The sequence below is a fragment of the Massilia sp. UYP11 genome, assembly GCF_050434805.1.
GTDB lineage: Bacteria > Pseudomonadota > Gammaproteobacteria > Burkholderiales > Burkholderiaceae_D > Telluria.
The window spans coordinates 15,548-35,426 of sequence record NZ_JBNDJE010000007.1 but is presented as its reverse complement, the minus strand read 5'-3'; the positions used below and the strand labels follow the sequence as shown (position 1 = coordinate 35,426).

The window sequence follows — 19,879 nt, the reverse complement described above, 5'->3', positions numbered from 1 at the left end:
CCACCCCTCCCCGGCGGCCCTCAGCCGGCCCGGGCGCGCACCGGCTGGCGGCGCGTCTTGAGGCGGGCCCAGGCCAGGTCGCGGTCGCCGCGCTCGAGCACGAACAGCGTCCCATGCAGGGCCAGCAGGAGCACGGTCGCGGCCAGGATCGCGAGGAAGGCGCGCAGGCTGTCGTCCAGCAGGGTCTCGGCCGCGCCGGCGGCGACGGCGACCAGGGCGATCCCGGCCAGCCCCGGCGCATAGCCATGGACCAGCAGGCGGCGCAGCGGGGTCGGGACCGTGCGGCCATGGACGTAGGCCAGGAACGCCGTGGCGCACAGCAGCGAGGCGGCCAGGTGGCCCCAGGCGGCGCCGACGATGCCCCAGGCGGCCACGCCGGCATACACGGCGCCCAGCCCGGCCAGCGCCCGCACCACGGCGAACAGGCCCGAGACGCGCGGGTGGCCCATGCCGTCGTTGACCAGCGACGGCAGGCTGGTCAGGGAATCGACGAATTGCGCCAGGGCCATCAGCGCCAGGATGGCGGCGCCGTGGCGCGCGAAGGCGGCGTCCATCCAGTACAGCAGGATCGGATAGGCGAACACCGCCAGCAGCAGCAGGATCGCCGCGTTCAGGTAGACCACGTAGCGCGTCGCCTTCAGGTAGACCGCGTCCAGGCGCGCCAGCTCGCCCCTGGCCGCGAGCGCGCTGGCGGCCGGAAAGGCCACCGCCGACAGGCGAAAGCTCAGCCCCAGCACGCGGTTGGCCAGGGTGGCGGCAACCGTGAAATACGCCAGGCCCGCGACGCCGACCAGGGCCCCGATCACCAGCTTGTCGGCGTGGGCGTACGACAGTGCGGCAAAGCGCGACAGGAAAGTCCAGCCCGAGAAGCGCAGCAGGGCCGCGCGTACGCCTGCGGCCGGCCAGCGCCAGCGCCAGTGCGGCAGCAGGCGCCGGATCGCCCGCCACAGCAGCAGGGCGTGCAGGCTGCTGGCGACCACGCGCAGCAGGATCACCTCGAACAGGCCGAAGCCCAGGGCCAGCACGCCGACCGTGGCCAGCGGCACCAGCGCGCCGAACGCCATCTCGAGCCGGCCCGAGATATCGTAGCGCATGAGCGACTGCGGCACGCTGTTCAGGTAACTCTGCAGCTGGCCGCACAGGAAAGCGAGCGCGGCCAGTTGCAGGGTCGCGCCCGCCTCGGGGCGCAGGGCCGCCGGCACGGCGAACACGGCATCGACCAGCCAGGCTGCGCACAGATAGATGCCCAGCGCGCCGACGAGGCCAATGGCGGCGTAGGTGGCCAGGCCAAAGGACAGGGTCTCGGCGACCTGGCGCGCGTCGCCGTTGGCCCGGTGCTGGGCGATGTACTTGACCGAGCCGGCCGTGAGGTTGATGTCCATCACCGCGAAGTAGCCGACGATGGCCGTCACCAGCGAATAGACGCCATAGCCGGCCTCGCCCAGGCCACGCACCACCAGCGGCACCGTGGCCAGCATCACCAGCGCGGGGACCGCCGCCCCGAGCAGGTTGGACCAGGCGTTGCGGGCCAGGCGCAGCTTCATGCGCTTGGCGCCGGTTGCCGGCCCGATGCGCGCCGCGGCGCCGGCCGCCAGGCCGGCCGCGACGGCGCTGCCTGCGCGGCCGCCAGCGCCAGGTAAGGCAGGCTCAGGCATAGCGCCAGCATCTGGGTGGTGCGCACCTGCGGGAACGGCGTGCCGATCAGCAGGTCGGGAATCATGAACGCCAGTCCCGCCGCACCGGCCGCGCCCAGCCCCAGCAGCTCGGGCGGCAGGCTGCGCAGCGCGCGCCGCGCACCCACGATGAAGGCGGCGATGGTGCCGGCCAGCAGCACCATGCCCACCAGGCCGCTCTTGAGCGCGATGTGCAGCACCCCGCTGTGCAGGAACAGGCCCCCGTCCGGGTTGCCCTGCCACGAGATGGCCTGGTAGCCGTGATAGCGGCCCCAGGCGCCGATGCCGGCCAGCGGGTGCGCCAGGAAATCGGCGAAGCCCAGCTTGAGCTCCAGCACCCGCTCGCTTTCGGGACCGAAGCGGCGCGACTGCATGTCGTGCAACAGGCCGCCGAGCGCGCCGCCTCCGCCTTCCACCGCGCCTTCCACCGCGCCTTCCACCGCGCCTCCCCCCGCGCCGGCCGCGCGCGTCTGCCCCAGGCGCCGCCCCGCCACGAAGGCCATGGCCGCGCCGGCCAGCGGCACGGCGGCCAGGCCCAGCTGCAGGCGGCGCGCGGGCGGAAAGCGCAGCAGCACGACCGCGTACGCCAGCAGGAAGCCGACCCAGGCGGTGCGGCGATAGGACAGCACCACGCACAGCGTGGTCGCGACCAGGGTGGCCCACGCCAGCGCGCGCCACGCCCGGCCCTGCGCCGGCATCGCCGTACCCGCCGCGCCCGCCGGCGCCTGGAACAGCGCGACGGCGGCGATCGCGAACGCCAGGACGCATAGCAGGCTGTCGTTGATGTCGAAAAAGGTCAGGCGGATCGGGATCGCATTCATGTTGGCATACACGTTGTTCGGATCGCCCCCCGATACCGCCCAGCGGCCGAGGCCGAACAGCGCGCGCGCGAGACCGGCCAGCATGATGAAGCGCGCCAGTTCGCGCGCCTGCTCACGGGTGCGAAAGGCCAGCAGCATCAGCGAAACGAGCGGCGCCATCCAGACGATATTCGAAAACCCCGACGGCGCCAGCGACGCGGCCAGCGGCACCCCGGTGGCCAGCCCGACGCCGACGTGGGCGGCCAGCAGGGCGGCCCAGGCCAGGAACCAGGGCCGCAGATTGCAGGCCGGCGCGCCCGCGCGCCGCGGGCCGGTCGCGAGGTGGTTCGCGTAGGTGTCCATGAAACTGGCGGAGATGCGGGCGCAGAGCCAGGCGCCGAGCACGTACCACAGCACCACGCCGAAGAACAGCATGCCCGAGCCGCGGCTGTAGATGCTGCGCGACGCAAACACGGCCAGGTTGCCATAGCTGGTGGAGTTGACCCAAAAAAAGACCAGCAGATAGGGATAGACTAGGAAGCGCGGCCATACCATCCCGACGCCGATGCCCAGCACGGCCGCGACCGACAGGCCGGCGACGAACAGCCACGGCAGCGAATAATAGAGATAGGGCAGGATGTCGTTCATCGCCGCGCCGTCGCCGTGTCAGTGGGGTGCGCTGCCGGCGGCGCGGGCTGAGACGTCGGCGTCGGCAGCGCGGGCCGCGCCCGCCACGGCGGACGCGCTGTCGGCGCCGATCAGGCGGGCGCGGTCGGCCGGCGCCAGCACCGCGAGCAGGTCGGCCACGAAGCGGTCCTGCACCCGCCAGGCGGCGTGCCGGTCGGACCCGATGGTCGATACCCGCACCAGCATGCCGTCCGGGATCTCGCCCGACAGGCCATAGGCGAGGCGGCGCAGTTTTTGCTGGATGCCGGCCTTGGTCGCCTTGTCGCCGATGGTGATCCAGTAGGTGATCGGCTCGTTACGCTCGCTCAGGCGCGCCACCAGGCGCTTGACCGGCAAGCGGCCATGGCGGGTGGGCAGCAGGTCTTCGCTGTCCTCGACCAGCTCGAAGCCCTGGGCCACGTAGCAGACCTCGGGCAGGTGCAGCTGCAATGCCTTGCTCTGGTCGCCGCCATAGGCGATCGACAGCATCACCCGCTGGCCGCGCGGGTCGATATACGTGCGCGACAGGGTCTGGTCGTAGATCTTCGCGAGCACGCCCTGCTGCTCCGGATTGGGCTGCAGGGGCACGACGCCCGGGTCGACCGTCCAGGCGCCGAAGCGTTGCGGAATCATCTGCTCCAGGCTGAAGCGCTCGTGCGGCAGCGGCGCGCGCGGCGTCGGCATCAAGGCCCCGGTCAGCGCCGAGGTGGCGGCCATGGCCAGGCCCAGCACGATGCTGACGGCCAGGCGGCGGCGCGCCGGCTTCATCGGACGCCCCCGCGGATTGGACCGGGTGGGTTCGGCGAGTGCGGCGAGTATGGCGCGTGCGGCGAGTGCGGCGAGTGCGGCCGGAGGTCGCCGGGATGACGCCGCCCCTCCCGGGACTTGATCGACCATTGCAGGGCCGAGTCGAGCGCCAGGATCATCAGGAGCGCCGTCACGAACAGCACCATGCCGGCAAAGTCGTGCAGGAAGCCCTGCCCGGCCGCGTCGCCGAAATAATAGGTGATCAGGGTCAGCGCGATCACGCGGATCACATTCGCCGTGAACGAGACCGGCACGATCAGGATCGCCAGCGCCACATTGCGAAAGGCGGAAGGGTGGCGCATCAGGTTCAGGTAGAACAGGCCCAGCGCCTCGAGCGTCAGCAGGGTCTGCAGGCCGGCGCAGGCATCGGCCACCAGCAGCTGGTACTGGCCGATCTGCAGCACCACGCCGGAGCGCGAGATCGGATAGCCGGCCGCGAACAGCAGGTGTTCGGTGGCCCAGGAGACGGCCATCTTCATCGGCATCGTCACCGCCGCCACCAGCTCGCTCGGCAGGGGCACCATGAACAGCATGAAGAAGAACGGAAAACACAGCACGCGCAGGGCCCGCGCGCCCAGCTTGAGCAGGACGGTTGCCGCCAGCACCGCCACGATCGAGGCCACCTCGAACATCAGAATCTGTTGCGACCGGCCCAGCAGGTGGATGCCCAGGCCGAAAGCCAGCACCGCCCAGCCGGACGGGTGCGGCCGCGCCGGTGCGGTGGCCTGCCTCACCTCGGGCCACTTGCGCCAGATGAGCCACAGCGACAGGAAGAAGATGATCGGCCCGTGGCCCTGCTCTTCGCCGATCCAGGCGCCGGTGAACAGGTCGTGGAAGGTCGGGCCGAACAGCAGGGCCAGGCCCAGCATGACCGGCCACCATTCGGGCAGGGCCTGGCGCAGGCCGACGGCCGGGCCGGGACCAGAGCCGGAGCCGGCATGCGGGCCGGATTGCGGACCGTGCCGCGGGTCCATCTCGCGCCCGGTCGCCATGCTAGAACTCCATCACCACCGAGCCGACCACTTCGGCGCCGGCCTCGGCCATCTGCTCGGCCATGCGCGCCACGTCGGCGATGCGGGTGCGGTGCTTGCGGGCCACCAGCAGCACGCCGCCGGCGCGGCCCGCCACCGCCAGGGCGTCGGCGCCGGCGCTCAAGGGCGGCAAATCGACCAGCACGACGTCGTGGCGGCTTTCCAGCTGCGCCGACAGGCTGCGAAAGCCGGGCCGCGCCAGCAGTTCTTGCGGATTCGGCGGCAAGGTCCCGGCCGGCAACAGCGACAGGTCGGCGAAGGACGGCACGCGCAGTATGGCGTCCAGGTCGGCCCGCCCCGCCAGCAGGTCGGACAGGCCCTGGCGCGGCCTGAGCCCGAACAGCTCATGCTGGCGCGGCGCGCGCAGGTTGGCGTCCACCAGCAGGGTCTGCTCGCCGAGCTGGGAAAACACGAGCGCCAGATTGGCCGCGAACAGGCTGGCGCCGTCGTCCGGATCGGCGCTGGCGATCGCCAGCGCGCGCCGCCCGCGCGCGAACCAGCGCAGGATCAGCTGGCTGCGGATCGCGCGCAAGGCCTCGGCCTGGGCCGCGAACGGCTCATACGCGGCGACCAGCCTGGGCGACAGCCCGGCCTGCCCTTTCTGCACATAGGGATAGGCGAACTGGCGGGCCAGCGCCTGCTGGATGTCGTCCTCGCTCACCAGGCCGAGGCGCAGCGCCGCTTCACCGAAGCGGATGCCCAGGTCTTCGTGGACACGCAGCACGCGCTCGGCGTCATCGACGCTGAGTTTGCCCGCATCGACCAGCAGCGTTCCCATGCTGGCGTCGCGGCCGGGGCCGCTGTGCAGGGCGGATAGCACGGATGAGTTCATGGCGCGTCCTCGGCTCGGTTCAGCTCAGCTCAGTTCAGTTCAGTTCAGTTCAGCTCAGTTCAGCTCAGTTCAGGCGCGGCTGGCGCACCGGCGCCATCAGCCTGCGAATGGGGCCGGCCCGCGCCGGCGGCGGTTGCCAGGCGATGGCGCCCAGGACCGGAATGCCCAGCAGGTCGTGCAGGTCGTTGCTGGAACGCACCGGGCGCGCCAGCAATTCCAGCAGCAGCGCCACGCCGACGCCGAGCACGGCGCCGAGCACGATGCCAGCCAGCGTATTGAGCAGGATGCGCGGACCGCTCGGCGTCGTCGGTGGCACGGCCGGGTTGAGCACCGAGACATCGGATTGCTCGGACTGGGCCTCGATCCGCGTCTGTGCATGGCGCTGGCTGGCCGAATCGAAGGCGCGCTGCGCGCCTTCGAGGTCTTTCAGCAAGGGACCGAGCTCGTCGCGGGTGCGGTTCAGCTCCAGCACGCGCGCCTTCTGCGCCGCCAGCTCGCTGCGCAGCTGGGCTTCGCGCTGGCGGTAGACTTCGGCATTGGCGCCGACGCTGCGGGTGACGCTGCCCAGCGCGCTACCGAGCTCGGCGCGCAGCTTGCCGGCTTCGGCGGCCGCGGCCTGGTATTGCGGGTGGTTGCGCCCGAAGCGTGCGCCGGCCTCGGCCAGCTTGGCCTCGGCGCTGGCCAGGTTCATGCGCAGGTTCTGGATCAGGGCATTGTCGGCGACGTCGGGCGAATCGACGGCGGCGCCGGCGGCCCTTTCACGCGAGCCCGCTTCCATGGCCGCGGCCTGGGCCACGACCAGCTGGGCTGCCAGGTCATTCAGGCGCGACAGCTCGACATCGACCCGGTTGTTGTCGAGGCTGACGATGCCTTTTTCTTGCTGGTACTTCGACAGGCGCGCCTGGGCCGCCTCGAGGTTGTCGCGCAACTGCCTGGTCTGCTCGTTGAAGTACAGCGAGGCGTTCTTGGCCGGCTCGGTCTTGAGCTGCACGCCGACCCGCCGGTACTCCTCGGCGAAAGCGTTCGCGACCGCGGCCGCGAACACGGGGTCGGCGCCGCTGAAGCTGATCTCGACCACGCTCGACTCGCGCGACGGCATGATCTCGAGCTTCTGGAGCAGCAGGTCGGCCAGCCAGTCGCGCACCGTCCCCCTGCCCTCGCTGGCTTCCTGGAATTGCCGGAGGGCTGCCGGGCTGGACGCCAGCCGCAGCGTGTCGACGACGCGCAGCGCCACGTTCTTGCTGCCGATGATGTCCATCTGGGTCGCCATATACCCTGGCATCAATTGCCCTGGCATCGTCAGGCCGGTGAGCGGATCGACGCCCTTGTAGTTGAGCAACACCGATGCCGTGGCTGCATAGGTTTTTTGCTGCACCATGCTCCAGCCGAGGGCAAGCAGCACCGTGCACAGGAGCGTACCCAGGATGATTTTCTTACGAGCTAGCAAGATCAACAGAAATTGATACACGCTCATGTCTCACCTCTGCATGGGGTCCGGAATCACATCCCGCCAGCATCCCGTAGGGTGGACGGCTTTGCCGTCCACCGTCGATCGTCACGGCTGCGCTTTCGCGCCGGATGATCGAGCTGCCAGCCATCACCGCATGAGGCGATTCGGTCCAGGACCGAATCACAGGCCGTCCACCCCGGCATGCGGCGCCGGTGACGCGCCGGATGATCATGGGGCCAACCCATGGGGCCAACCATCACCGCGTGGAGCGATGCGCTCCAGTGGACCGAATCACGCGCCGTCCATCCTAAAACCAGCTTTCGCGCACCACGATCACGTCATCGATCTGGACCGTATCGCTGGCCTCGACGTCCAGCGTGACCGGTTTGCCGCTGGCGTCGCGGCGCGTAACCTTGATGCCGTTGTCGCTGCCGCGCGGGCTCAGGCCGCCACCAGCCGAGATCGCCTGCTGGACCGTCATGCCACGCTCCAGGCGGAACGGGCCCGGACGGCTGACTTCGCCGGTAACGTAGGCGCGCGGCGCCCGTTCCACGAAGATGATGTCGCCGCCGGCGACCTCGTAGTCCTTGTCGAGCTCGCCCTTGCGCACCATGTCGACCACGTCGATGGTCTCGCGCGTCGTCTTGCCGTCGCGCGTGCGCACCAGGCTGATCATGTCGCCGCCATCGCCGTGGATGCCGCCGGCCAGCGCCAGCATGTCGAGCACCTTGCGCCTGCCTTCGACCGGATAACGGCCCGGCCGGTTCACCTGGCCCAACACCGACACCTGCTGGCTGGCCAGCGTGGTCACCAGCATGTTCACCTGGGCCCGCTTGATGTAGCCGCCCTTCTCGAGCTGGCCGGCGATCTTCTTTTCGGCGGCGGCCACCGACAGGCCGCCGACAGCCACCTGGCCCAGCAGCGGGAACGTGATGTGGCCGCTCTCGCTGACGCGGGTCTCGATCGACAGGTCGGGACTGCCATACACGGACAGCCTGACCACGTCGCCGGCGCCCAGGAGTACCTCGGTCGCACCGGCCACGCTCATGCCCAGCATGAAGGCAACCCCCGTTATCCACTTGATCCAGCGTTTCATCGTCAGTCTCCAGGCACGTCGTTGGGAAATCTTTCGAAAGCCCTGCTTGAAACCGATCCCGGCAGGTGGGAGTCGCTCCAGGCGCGCATGTCGCCTACGCGCATGTCGCCTACGCGCATGTCGCCATGCGCTTCCCCCTACCTAGCGGGACAGGTTCCCGAGGCCGGCCACGCCGCGATCGAGCGCCGCCTTGTCGGCGCGCGCGTTCTCGTCCACGGCGCCGGACGTCGGCCCGATGTCGCTGTCGCCGTTGCCGTCACCCACGGCCGGCTCCGCTCCCGGTCCGGTATCCGGCGCCGCGCCCGGCAGCCCCGCCAGCGCGGCCGGCGCCGCGGCCGGCAGCGCACCGGGCGCGGCGGCGTCGGGCGCCAGGTCCTTGTTCAGGTAGTCGATCTTCGCGGTGGCGCGCAGGCGCTGGATCTCGGCCTCGGCCAGTTCCTTGTTCTTGCGGTTGGCGAGGTATTGCGCGATCTGCGGCGCGGCGATCGCCAGCGACACCGGCGCGTCGCGCACTTCGTCGACCGCGGTCAGGAGCGCGCGCTGCCCTTCCTGCACCAGGAACAGCTGGCCCTTCGGCATCGACAGCAGCTTCGCGGCCAGCTCGGGCTTGAGGTCGGCGGTGCTGCGGGTGACCTGGGCGCGGCCGTAGGCGACCTGCCTGGTGTCGAGATAGGCCGCCACTTCCTCGAGCGACCGGGCCTTGTCGGCGACGGCGCGCAGCGCGGGCGTCACGGCGGACGCCGGCATCACGAGCTGGTTCATCGCCAACTGGCGGCGATTGGCAAAGAACTGGGGATGCTTGTTGAAGTAGTCCTCGATCTCGGCCTCGGTGGGCCGCCCGGCGTCGCCCACCCGTTTCTGCATATAGGCCTGGGCGAGGATCAGGGAGCGCGCGCGCTCGATCGCCTGCATCACCTTGGGATCGCGGTCGATCTTTTCCTTGGTCGCGACGCTTTCGAGCAGTTCGCGGTCGATCAGGGCTTGCAGCAACTGCTTGCTGGCGGTTTGCTGCTGGGCGGCCGGGACGCCGGCAAGCTGCATTTCTTCATTGAGCTGCAGTAGCGTGATCTCTTCGCCATTCACGCTGGCCAGCGCCTGGCCGGGCCTGGCCTCGGTCGCCGGCTGGTCCCGGTTGCAGCCCGCCAGCGCAACGCCGGCCAGGACCAGGGCCGCGCACGCGGCCCGCAGCGGGGTGAGCCTCGGTGCGGAGGAAAGCGGCAAGTCGGTGGCGTTCTGGTACGGGCTCTGCATGGTGTTCTCCGGCGTGGTTGGACAGGATTGCCCCTCAGGCATGCGCCGTCCGGGGGGAAATCTGCCATTCTGGACCGCTTGCGCCATCTGCTCTGTTGTGCAGTTCACATCGTGCGTCGATACCGGCGCCGCCGGCGAGGTGATCGAGATACCCGAGATAGGCGCGCTGCAGGCCCTCGGCCAGCGGCGTACTGGCGCGCCAGCCCAGCGCCGCCAGCTTGGAGACGTCGAGCAACTTGCGCGGCGTGCCGTCGGGCTTGCTGGCGTCGAAGACGATGGCGCCCCGGTAGCCCACGGTCTGGCCCACCAGGCGCGCCAGCTCGGCGATGGTCACGTCGTGGCCGGTGCCGACATTGATGTGCGAATGCATGGGATCGGTAGCGGCCGCATACGCCTCGGGCGCCAGCTCCATCACATGGATGCTGGCGCTCGCCATGTCGTCGACGTAGAGGAATTCGCGCATCGGCTTGCCGCTGCCCCAGATCACGACCTCGGGGGCGGCGCTCATCCTGGCCTCATGGAAGCGGCGCAGCAGGGCGGGAATGACGTGGCTGTTCTCGGGGTGGTAATTGTCGCCGGGACCGTACAGATTGGTGGGCATCACGCTGCGATAGTCGGTGCCGTACTGGCGGTTGTAGCTCTCGCACAGCTTGATGCCGGCGATCTTGGCCATGGCGTACGGTTCGTTGGTCGGCTCGAGCATGCCGTTCATCAGGTATTCCTCGCGGATCGGCTGCGCCGCCATGCGCGGATAGATGCAGGACGACCCCAGGAACAGCAGCTTGCGCACGCCCGCGCGCCAGGCCTCGTGCACGACATTTGCCTGCACCATCAGGTTGTCGTAGATGAACTCGGCCGGATAGGTGTTATTGGCGTGGATGCCGCCGACCCTGGCCGCGGCCAGGTAGACCTGGTCGATGCCTTCGCTGTGGAAGAATTCGCGTACCCGCGCCTGATCGGTCAGCTCGAGTTCGGCGTGGCTGCGGGTGACGATCTCGGACTTGCCGGCGGCGCGCAGCGCACGCACGATGGCCGAGCCGACGAGGCCGCGGTGACCGGCAACGTAGATGCGTGGCTTGTCGTGCACATGGCCTCCCGTGATCAATGTCGATGCCTCGCCGCCCCGATCGCAGCGGCGACATCGGCCATTGTTCTTGCATTCTGATTAACGATTCTACCCAGCCCGGATGGCTGCGCAAGCTCGTCGGCAGTCGTCCAGATCAAAGAGCTCGTCGATTGGCGCTCATCCGTTTCCAGGCCAAAATTAATTGGCTCGAAAGCGCCGTTGGAATCGCCGCCACCCTGCCATTCGATGCGCGCGAAGCCCAACGGTTCACTTTTCTCGCACAGGGATTGGCGCGCGATGCGCGGCTAATGCGCGTTCTGGCGCGTGAGAACGACCTTGACGGTCTTGAGGATGATCCACAGATCGAGCCACAGCGACCAGTTGCGCAAGTAATCGAGGTCGTACTGGATCCGCGCCTCCATCTTGTCGAGGGTGGCCGTCTCGCCGCGCAAACCGTTCACCTGGGCCCAGCCGGTAATGCCCGGCTTGACCTTGTGGCGCAGCATGTAACCCTTGATGAGCTTGCGGTATTCCTCGTTGTGCGCGACCGCATGCGGACGCGGTCCGACCACGCTCATGCGTCCTTGCAGTGCATTGATAAATTGAGGCAATTCGTCGAGAGAAGTGCGGCGCAGGAAGTGGCCGAGCCGTGTGATGCGGCAATCGCCGGGCCTGGCCTGGACGATGGTCGGCCCGTCATCCAGCACCGTCATGGAGCGGAATTTATAGATATGGATCTCTTCGCCATACAGGCCGTAGCGGCGCTGCTTGAACAGCACGGGTCCGGGCGAGTCGAGCTTCACGGCGAGCGCGATCAGCAGCATCAGCGGTCCCAGCAGCAGCAGGGCCAGCACGCTGACCACGACGTCGGTGCCGCGCTTGAGCACGCTGTTGAAGCCCATGAACGGCGTTTCGCTGATCGCGATCACCGGCATGCCGCCCACGGTATCGAAACGCGCCTGCATCAGGTCGAACACGTATACGTCGGGCAAGAAATACACCGAGGCGGTGGTGTCCTTCAATTCGTCGACCAGCTGGCGAATGCGCGGCTGGGCCGAGACCGGCTGGCTGATGAAGATCATCTTGATGTTCTTGCGCCGCACGTAGGCGGCGACGTCGGCCATCTTGCCCAGCATCGGATAGCGCAGGCCAGGCGGCTTGCGCCCGTCGGTACGGTCGTCGAAAAAGCCCTGCACCTGCATGAACAGGTTCGGATGGCGCTCGCATACGCCGGCGAACCTGATGCCGGCAGCGTTGGCGCCGACCACCACGATCGAGCGCAGTTCCCCGGCATGCCTGCGGCCCGTGGTGGCAAAGCGCACCGCGATGTGGCTGGCCAGGATCGTCAACGGCGTCGCCACCGCCCAGGCCAGCAACACCCGCTCGTCGTAGTAGACCTTCATGCCGCTGGCCGAGCCGACGAAGTACAGCACGGCGAGCGTCAGGCACCAGCCGAACACCGTGTCGCGCGCATAGGCCAGCATGCGGCCGCTGCGCCAGGTGCGGTAGGGATCGATTTGCTGGTAGACGGCCGACGAGATCAGGAAGGCCAGGATCATCAGCACCAGGCAATAGCCGGAGAACGGTTCGCCAAAGACCAGGGTCGCCAGGTACAGGCTGCCCATCACGATCAGCGGATCGAGCACACGCTGGAAGAAAGAGATGATGGGAATGTCGTTGACCGTCATGCGCCGCCACGTCCATCATCAGAACAGCACATTGGCGCTCAGCTGCACCATATTGGCGTCGAACTTGCCGGTGCCGAGCGCCTGCGAGCCCGTGCGCGACTCGTAGGCGTAGCCGGCTATCACTTGCACCTTTCGGCGGACCTGCCATGACGCCCGCACGGTGGCGCTGCGGATCGCGTCGTTCAGGTCTTCCAGGCCGGCAAACGCAGAGCGCGCCGTGTAATCGCGTTTTTCGTAGGCGGCGCGGGCGTCCACCCTGATGCGGTCGGTCGCGCGCCAGGTGGCTTGCAGGCTCGCCCCCTTGTTCAGGGTCGTGCTGACCCGCGTGCTTTCGATCGGCGCGAACTCGCGCCACAGCGACGCGCCGTAGCTGATCTTGCCTCGCGGCTCATACAGCCAGGTGACACGGCCATTGACGCCGCCGGTGCTGCCTTCGCCGTACGACGGCTGGTCGCGCCGCGCATAGCCGACCAGCGCCTGCAGCGTGGTCGATCCGCCCGCCAGCCACTCGACCCGGGCCTTGAGTTCGTCCTGGGTGAAATCGTCGGTGAGGACGCTGTCGTTGTAAGGCCGCCGGTACGGATAGGTGCCCTCCAGGCGACGCGCGACGAGGCCGACCGTGCTGCCGCTTTTCGGCCGGTACTGGAGTTCGACCTCATAGGCTTTTTCGGTGCGGTCGTTGTAGCGCTGGGCCACCAGCTCGTAGGTGTACTTGTCGCGCGCGGCGCCGACGCGCAGCTTCCAGCTCGGGTGCAGCTTCCAGCCGGCATCGAGCAACTGGCGCCGCTGCCGGCGCAGGTTGCGCTCGTCGCTGTCGAAGTCGGTGTACGGCGCCAGCGTCTTGATGTACAGCGCTTCGACACGGCCCTCGAACTGCTTGCCGGCCTGCCACAGCCAGCTCGCCTGCAGGTCGCGTCCATCGTAGTCGAGCTGGTCGAAGTGGTCGAACTTGACCTTCGACACCTTGGCGGTGGCCGTGATGCGCTGGCGGCTGACGGTCTTGTCGAGCACGACGCCGGCATCGAGCGTGCGGTAGGAATCGCTGCGCCGGCCGTCGAACGGTTGCTCGTCGTCGGCCACCCGCAACAGATTGTCATCGTAGGCCCAACCGATGCCGCCTAGCAGCCGCAGGCCGTCTTCTTGTTGCCCATCGTTCGGCGCGGACACTGCCGGGAAAGAACACAACACCGTCGCCAGGGCCGCCACGGTCCGAAGCCGATGCGATACAGGGTTGAAAGGCATGTTCTACATTTCCCGGTAGATGCTGCGCCGATGGAATTACCAGAACTGCCAGCCTCCGGTATGCACCACCCAGACTCCCAGCAATCCATTGGTGACAGCGTGAGCCAGTATCGGCGACCACAGCTTGCGGTGCCGCATATACAGCAAGCCATAGGCGACGCCGGCCATGACGCCGGCCAGCCAAAGATGGTGTTCGAATCCGAACAACAGGCATGGAATCACGAAAGCCCTGAAGCCGATTCGCGCCGGATCAAGCGACATGAAATCGGATCGCTCGACCCAGCGCATCAAGAAAGAGCGCCAGAATAATTCTTCCATCACGGGGACGACCAGGGCGGCGCCGGCGATGCGGATCGTCACCAGCAGCCAGTCGATCTGGCCATGGGTGCGCGGGTCGTAGCCGGGCGCGCTGCCGATCGTCATCCAGGGGGCGTCGAGATGGACCCACAAGACCAGCACCACGATGCCCGCGGCGCCGGCGGCCAGCACCTGCCTCGGCGCCAGCGCAAAGCGGTGCAGCTCGTCATAGCTGCGCCAGAACACGGCCAGGAGCGCGAGCACGGCGCCGACCTGGACCGGATATAGCCAGCGCAGCTCGGCGCGGCCGACACCGATCCGCTCGAGCACGTCGCCCAGGACGATGAAGAAAATATAGGTGCCGAAAGGCAGGATCCGCACCCAGGCGGCGCGCTCGAGGAAGGGTTTTTCGGCCGCGCGTGCGGCCGGTGGCGGGACGGCAGGTGAATCATCGTGTTCGGTCATCGATGCCGCGTCCCGTCATTGCCTCATTGAAGGTCTGTTGACGTCTGCTTGGGTCTGCTCACTCGCCTCTGGCGCGCGCCTCGATGCGTTCCCAGCGGTCGAGCGCGTCGAGCAGCAGGTCGTCGATCTCGGCAAACCGCGCATTGATGCGCTTGGCGTCGGCCGGATTCGTCTTGTAGAAGTCAGGCGCGTTCAATTGCTGCGTGATCGCGGACTGCTCGTCTTCGAGCGAAGCGATCAGCTGGGGCAGTTCTTCGAGCTCGCGCTGTTCCTTGTAGCTCAGCTTGACCTTCTTGCCCGCGCCCTGGGCCGGCGCTTCTTCCACCCTGGCGGCGCCGGCCTTGGCCGCGTTCGATGCAGATGCCGGCGCAGCCGCCTGCAGCGCCGGGGCCGTCGCCTTGACGCGCTCCCAGTCGGTATAGCCGCCGACAAATTCGCGCCACTTGCCGCCGCCCTCGGCCACGATGACCTGGGTCACGACATTGTCCAGGAACGTGCGGTCGTGACTGACGAGGAAGACGGTGCCGGTGTATTCCTCCAGCAATTCTTCCAGCAATTCGAGGGTGTCGATGTCGAGGTCGTTGGTCGGTTCGTCCAGCACCAGGCAGTTGGCCGGCTTGGCGAACAGGCGTGCCAGCAGCAGGCGGTTGCGCTCGCCGCCCGACAGCGACTTGACCGGCGAACGCGCCCGCTCCGGCGAGAACAGGAAGTCGTTCAGGTAGGTCATCACATGCTTGCGCTGGCCATTGATCTCGACCCAGTCGCTGCCGGGCGCGATGGTCTCGGCCAGGCTCGCCTCTTCGTTGAGCTGGGTGCGCATCTGGTCGAAATAGGCCACGTTCAATTTGGTGCCCAGGCGCACGGCGCCGCTGTCGGCCGCTTCCTCGCCCAGGATGATCTTGAGCAGGGTCGTCTTGCCGGCGCCGTTCGGTCCGATCAGGCCGACCTTGTCGCCGCGCATGATGGTGCCGGTGAAATCGTCGACGATGACCTTGTCGCCGTAGCGCTTCGACACGCCTTCCAGGTCGGCGACGATCTTGCCCGAGCGCTCGCCGGTGGCGACGTCGAGCTTGATCTGGCCCTGCTGGTCGCGGCGCGCGGTGCGCTGCAGGCGCAGCGCTTCCAGGCGGCGCACGCGGCCTTCGTCGCGGGTGCGGCGCGCCTGCACGCCCTTGCGGATCCAGACTTCTTCTTGCGCCAGGAATTTATCGAACTTGGCGTTCTCGACTTCCTCGTTGGCCAGCAGTTCGCGCTTGCGTTCCTGGTACGTCGAGAAGTTGCCCGGGAACGAGAGCAGCTTGCCGCGGTCGAGTTCGATGATGCGGGTGGCGACATTGTCCAGGAAGCTGCGGTCGTGGGTGATGAACAGGACCGAGCCGCGGAACTCGCGCAGCAAGCTCTCCAGCCACTTGATCGAGGTAAAGTCCAGGTGGTTGGTCGGTTCGTCGAGCAGCAGCACGTCCGGCGCCGACACCAGGGCCACGGCCAGCGCCACCCGCTTTTGCATACCGCCGGACAAAGTGCCCATCTTCGCTTCGCCCGCCAGGCTCAGGCGGCCCAGCGTCGTCTCGACCTTGTTCGCCAGGTTCCAGCCGTCGGTGGCGTCCAGCCTGGTCTGCAGCACATGCATGCGCTCCATCAGCGCATCGTCGTCGCCCTGGCCGAACTTGCCGGTCAGTTCTTCATATTCGGTCAGCATCGCCTGCTGGTCGCCCATGCCGAGCGCGACCACGTCGAACACGGTCATCTGCGGGTCGAACACCGGTTCCTGTTCCACGTAGGCGATGCTCACGCCCTGCTGCATGACCAGGAGGCCGTCGTCGAGTTTCGAGCGGCCCGAGATGATCTTCAGGAGCGAGGATTTGCCGGTGCCGTTACGGCCGATGAGACCGACGCGCTCGCCGGATTCGAGCGAAAAGTCGGCGTGGTCGAGCAGCGGGACGTGGCCGAAGGCCAGTTGCGCGGAAGTGAGGGAGATGACTGCCATGTTCGGTCTGAGGCCCGGTGCCGGGCAAAAGCATGAGTTGATTGAGTAAGGCGCACATTGTACCGACTGGGCGCGCGCCCGACGCCAATTCTCACATATTCTGGGGAAACTGCTGGAGGGGAGAATGGTATCGCCAGCAGGAATCGAACCTGCATCTAACCCTTAGGAGGGGCTTGTACTATCCATTGTACGATGGCGACACGCGAGGCGCATTGTACCAGCGGTTGCCATGGTCTGTCAGTTCGGCAATGCAACAGTCAGGCGCCCGGCGGCACATAGAGCCTATCCCGGTAGGTGGGGGGAAGCGCATGCTGATGCATGGCGGGCGTGAGCAAGGCGCGAGGAGGCCGCATGGCGAGCCACGGGTTTGCCACTGCGCGACGATCAACGCCGCGCACGCCCGCCAGGCGCGGCAGGGGCGACTCCCACCTACCGGGATAGGCTCTTATTCACCGTCCTCCACTCGCAGCCGCCGCTTCATGGTCGACAACAAGGCGATCATGCTGGCCTTGTCCTCGCCCGACACATCCGCCAGCATCTCCTCGATCCAGCGCTCGTGCACCGCCGCCATCGCGGCGAACGTCTCCCTGCCCGCTGCGGTCAGCTTGACCGCCGACGCGCGCCGGTCGCGCGCATCCTGCACCCGCACCACCAGTTGTTCGCGCTCCAGCTGGTCGGTGATCCCGGTGATATTGCCCCCGGTAACCATCATGCGGCGGGACAGCTCGCCCATGCGCAGGCCTTCCGGATGGCGCTCGAGCTGCGCCATCAGGTCGAAGCGCGGCAAGGTGATCCCGAACGTGGTGCGCAGGCGGCTGCGGATCTCGTTCTCGATCCGCGTCGTGCACGACAGCATGCGCAGCCACAGTCGCAGCGACTGGTGGTGCGCGTCCGTCAGGCGGCTTTCCAGGTCCAGGTCGGACGCCCCTCCCCTGTCGGCGTCGGCAGCCCGTACGTGCCTGTCGTCATCCATCTCAACCCTCAAACCGCATCCGTGCGTAATTTAAACCGCTGCAGTTTACCGGTTTCGGTGCGCGGCAGTTGTTCCTTAAACAGAATTGCTCGCGGGTATTTATACGGCGCGATCTGGCCCTTCACGAATTCTTGCAGCTCATGGGCCAGTTCCTCGGTTCCCACGTGACTGCCTCGTAACACGACATGGGCTTCCACGACCTGCCCGCGTTCGGGGTCGCGGCGTCCCACCACGGCGCATTCGGCCACCGCCGGATGGTGCAGCAGCGCTTCTTCGACCTCGGCGCCGGCGATGTTGTAGCCGGCCGAGATGATCATGTCGTCAAGGCGCGAGCGGTAATGAAAATAGCCGTCCGCATCCATCTCGTAGGCGTCGCCGGTCAGGTTCCAGCCATCCTGCACGTAATGGCGCTGGCGCTCGTCGGCCAGGTAGCGGCAGCCGGTCGGCCCCTTCACCGCCAGCCGGCCGATCACGCCCGGCCCCAGCTGCCTGCCCTGGGCGTCGAGGATGCAGGCCTGGTAGCCCGGCACCGGTTTGCCGGTGGCCCCTGGCCGGACGTCGTCGCCCGCGCTCGCGATAAAGATGTGCAACATCTCGGTCGCGCCGATGCCGTCGATCATGGCCAGCCCGGTCGCCGCCCGCCAGGCCTCGCGCGTGGCCACCGGCAGCGCTTCGCCGGCCGACACGCTGGCGCGCAGGCTGGACAAGTCGAAACGGCCAGCCTGCGCCGCCATCTGGCGATAGAAGGTCGGCGCCGTGAAGCACACGGTGGCGCGGTGTTCGGCGACCGTCGCCAGCAGGCTTTCGGGACTCAGGCGCTCGATCAGCACCCCGGCGGCGCCCACCCGCAACGGGAACAGCAGCAGGCCGCCCAGGCCGAAAGTGAAGGCCAGCGGCGGCGTGCCGACGAAGACGTCGTCGGCCTGCGAACCCAGGACGTGGCGCGGGAAGCAGTCGCAGATCGCCAGCAGGTCGCGATGGAAGTGCATGGTTCCTTTCGGCACGCCGGTGGTGCCGGAAGTGAAGCCGATCAGGCAGACGTCGTCCTGCGCCGTGTCGGCGGCGGCGAACGGCTCGCCATGGCGCGCCATGCGTTCTTCGAGGGCATCCGGCACGGGGGCGTCATACACCAGCACCGGCACGGCCAGGCCCAGCGCGTCGACCTCGTCCACCAGGGCGCCGGCGCACAGCACCGCGTTCACGCGCGCCTTGTCGGCGATGGCGCCGAGTTCGCGCGCGCGCAGCAGCGGCATGGTGGGCACCGCGATGCAGCCGGCCTTGATCACGGCCAGGATGCAGGCCGCCATCATCGGGCAGTTGGCGCCGCGCACCAGCACCCGGTTGCCGCTGGCCAGGCCCAGGTCGTGGCGCAGCACGTGCGCGATGCGGTCGACCCGATCCAGCAGCGCGGCATAGGTGAGCCGCTCGCGCGCGCCGATCAGCGCCGTGCGCCCGCCCCAGCCGCGCTTGACGGCGCCGTCGAGCAGGTCGGCGACGCAGTTCAGGCGCGGCGGGTAATGCAGTTCGGGCAGGTCGAACAGGAAGTCGGGCCAGGCGTGCGCCGGCGGCAGGTTGGCGCGGGCGAAACCGTCCGAGTGGCCGGACGGGAACAGCGTTGCGATGGTGGCGTCGTTCATGAATGGTCCCGGATGGGTAAGACGAGGCGACGGCAAAAAGCGCTCGGGCGACAATCCGGGAATACTTTAAATCTAAAGCAAACCATCGGCAAGCGGATTTGCCAGCGCCTCTTGCGCTCAGCCATGGGCGGCGCGACCGGCCTGGCGCGCGACCGCCGCGCTGGCCGTCGCCAGCGCCGCCGCCACGTCCTGCGGCGCCGGGGAACCGGCGACCGCCACCCTGGCCAGCGCCGCGGCGGCGCCGTACAGGCCAAGCGTCTTGCAGCCTTCGTGCAGGCGGTTCAGGCGCGCCGCCGATCCTTCGTCGCCGGCCGGGGGCTCGTGCATGGCCACCTGCAGCTGGCGCGCCAGGCCGTCCAGGTAGAGGCGCAGGCGCGCCTGATCGATGCCGAGCCGGCGCGCCACGTCGAATGGCGCTTCGTCCGGCGCTTCGTCTGGTTCTTCGTCCGGCGCATCGTCCGGCGCGTCGTCCCGAGCTCCGGCGCCGGCGGCCGCCGGAAACAGGCGCTCGAACTGCCCGCGCACGTCTTCGTGGCGGAACGGCTTGACGATGTAGCCGCTGGCGCCCAGCGCCGCCGCCTCGTCCAGCGTCGCGGCGTCGGCCGCGGCCGACACCAGCACGAAGGGCAGCGCGGCCGTGTCCGCGCCGGCGCGCACCCGCTGCAGCAGCTCGAGGCCGGACAGGTGCGGCATGCGCAGGTCGCAGAACACGATGTCGGGCCGCAGGCCGGCTTGCAGCTGGCGCCAGGCGTCGGCGCCGTCCTCCGCTTCCAGGATCGCGTGGTTGCCGCAGCTGTCGACCAGATGCATCAGCATCATGCGCGCCACGATGTCGTCGTCCACTACCAGCACCTTCATTCGCTCTCCGCCAGATCGGTCAATACCTGCATTATAGGCAGGTGCGGTCGCTCGGTTGCA

The 19,879-nt window shown here is 68.2% G+C and carries 16 protein-coding genes and 1 tRNA gene; all 17 read right to left on the bottom strand.

What is annotated here, in order from left to right:
• Positions 1–20: 20 nt before the first annotated feature.
• Positions 21–1,655, bottom strand: coding sequence for a lipopolysaccharide biosynthesis protein (locus ABIB38_RS12520; RefSeq protein WP_429204273.1), 1,635 nt, complete (start codon positions 1,653–1,655; stop codon positions 21–23).
• Positions 1,541–3,121 (bottom strand): O-antigen ligase family protein, encoded by a 1,581-nt coding sequence (locus tag ABIB38_RS12515; RefSeq protein WP_429204272.1) that lies wholly within the window; start codon positions 3,119–3,121, stop codon positions 1,541–1,543. The genes ABIB38_RS12520 and ABIB38_RS12515 overlap by 115 nt, the downstream gene beginning before the upstream one ends.
• Positions 3,122–3,139: 18 nt before the next feature.
• A complete protein-coding gene (epsI, locus tag ABIB38_RS12510; protein WP_429204271.1) occupies positions 3,140–3,907 on the bottom strand; it encodes an exosortase-associated protein EpsI, B-type in 768 nt (255 codons plus the stop codon).
• On the bottom strand, positions 3,904–4,938 hold the full coding sequence (gene xrtB, locus ABIB38_RS12505) for an exosortase B (protein ID WP_429204270.1): 1,035 nt from the start codon (positions 4,936–4,938) through the stop codon (positions 3,904–3,906). The genes epsI and xrtB overlap by 4 nt, the downstream gene beginning before the upstream one ends.
• A 1-nt stretch (position 4,939) precedes the next feature.
• Positions 4,940–5,809 carry a chain length determinant protein tyrosine kinase EpsG gene (gene epsG / locus ABIB38_RS12500; RefSeq protein WP_429204268.1) on the bottom strand — a complete coding sequence of 290 codons (870 nt, stop codon included), beginning with the start codon at positions 5,807–5,809 and terminating at the stop codon, positions 4,940–4,942.
• 64 nt (positions 5,810–5,873) lie between these two features.
• Positions 5,874–7,283, bottom strand: coding sequence for a chain length determinant protein EpsF (gene epsF / locus ABIB38_RS12495; protein ID WP_429204267.1), 1,410 nt, complete (start codon positions 7,281–7,283; stop codon positions 5,874–5,876).
• A gap of 283 nt (positions 7,284–7,566) precedes the next feature.
• The gene (gene epsE, locus ABIB38_RS12490) at positions 7,567–8,355 is read right to left on the bottom strand and encodes a polysaccharide export protein EpsE (protein WP_429204266.1); all 789 of its coding nucleotides are present in this window, start codon (positions 8,353–8,355) and stop codon (positions 7,567–7,569) included.
• A 141-nt stretch (positions 8,356–8,496) separates the two neighbouring features.
• Positions 8,497–9,606, bottom strand: a complete 1,110-nt coding sequence (locus ABIB38_RS12485) for an EpsD family peptidyl-prolyl cis-trans isomerase (protein WP_429204264.1) — start codon at positions 9,604–9,606, stop codon at positions 8,497–8,499.
• Between the two features lie 34 nt (positions 9,607–9,640).
• Positions 9,641–10,693 (bottom strand): GDP-L-fucose synthase, encoded by a 1,053-nt coding sequence (fcl, locus tag ABIB38_RS12480; protein ID WP_429204262.1) that lies wholly within the window; start codon positions 10,691–10,693, stop codon positions 9,641–9,643.
• Positions 10,694–10,977: 284 nt separating this feature from the next.
• Complete coding sequence (locus ABIB38_RS12475; protein ID WP_429204260.1) at positions 10,978–12,360, bottom strand: undecaprenyl-phosphate glucose phosphotransferase; 1,383 nt, start codon at positions 12,358–12,360, stop codon at positions 10,978–10,980.
• A gap of 18 nt (positions 12,361–12,378) precedes the next feature.
• Positions 12,379–13,602: an XrtB/PEP-CTERM-associated polysaccharide biosynthesis outer membrane protein EpsL gene (gene epsL / locus ABIB38_RS12470; RefSeq protein WP_429204259.1), complete on the bottom strand. Its 1,224-nt coding sequence runs from the start codon at positions 13,600–13,602 to the stop codon at positions 12,379–12,381.
• Between the two features lie 36 nt (positions 13,603–13,638).
• Positions 13,639–14,364: a CAAX prenyl protease-related protein gene (locus tag ABIB38_RS12465; protein ID WP_429204258.1), complete on the bottom strand. Its 726-nt coding sequence runs from the start codon at positions 14,362–14,364 to the stop codon at positions 13,639–13,641.
• A gap of 58 nt (positions 14,365–14,422) precedes the next feature.
• Positions 14,423–16,351, bottom strand: a complete 1,929-nt coding sequence (locus ABIB38_RS12460; RefSeq protein ID WP_429204256.1) for an ATP-binding cassette domain-containing protein — start codon at positions 16,349–16,351, stop codon at positions 14,423–14,425.
• Between the two features lie 125 nt (positions 16,352–16,476).
• A tRNA-Arg gene (locus ABIB38_RS12455) sits at positions 16,477–16,551 on the bottom strand.
• Between the two features lie 245 nt (positions 16,552–16,796).
• Positions 16,797–17,324 (bottom strand): MarR family winged helix-turn-helix transcriptional regulator, encoded by a 528-nt coding sequence (locus ABIB38_RS12450; RefSeq protein WP_429204254.1) that lies wholly within the window; start codon positions 17,322–17,324, stop codon positions 16,797–16,799.
• An 8-nt stretch (positions 17,325–17,332) separates the two neighbouring features.
• The gene (locus ABIB38_RS12445) at positions 17,333–18,961 is read right to left on the bottom strand and encodes an AMP-binding protein (RefSeq protein ID WP_429204252.1); all 1,629 of its coding nucleotides are present in this window, start codon (positions 18,959–18,961) and stop codon (positions 17,333–17,335) included.
• Between the two features lie 117 nt (positions 18,962–19,078).
• Positions 19,079–19,819: a response regulator gene (locus ABIB38_RS12440; protein WP_429204251.1), complete on the bottom strand. Its 741-nt coding sequence runs from the start codon at positions 19,817–19,819 to the stop codon at positions 19,079–19,081.
• Positions 19,820–19,879 lie beyond the last annotated feature (60 nt).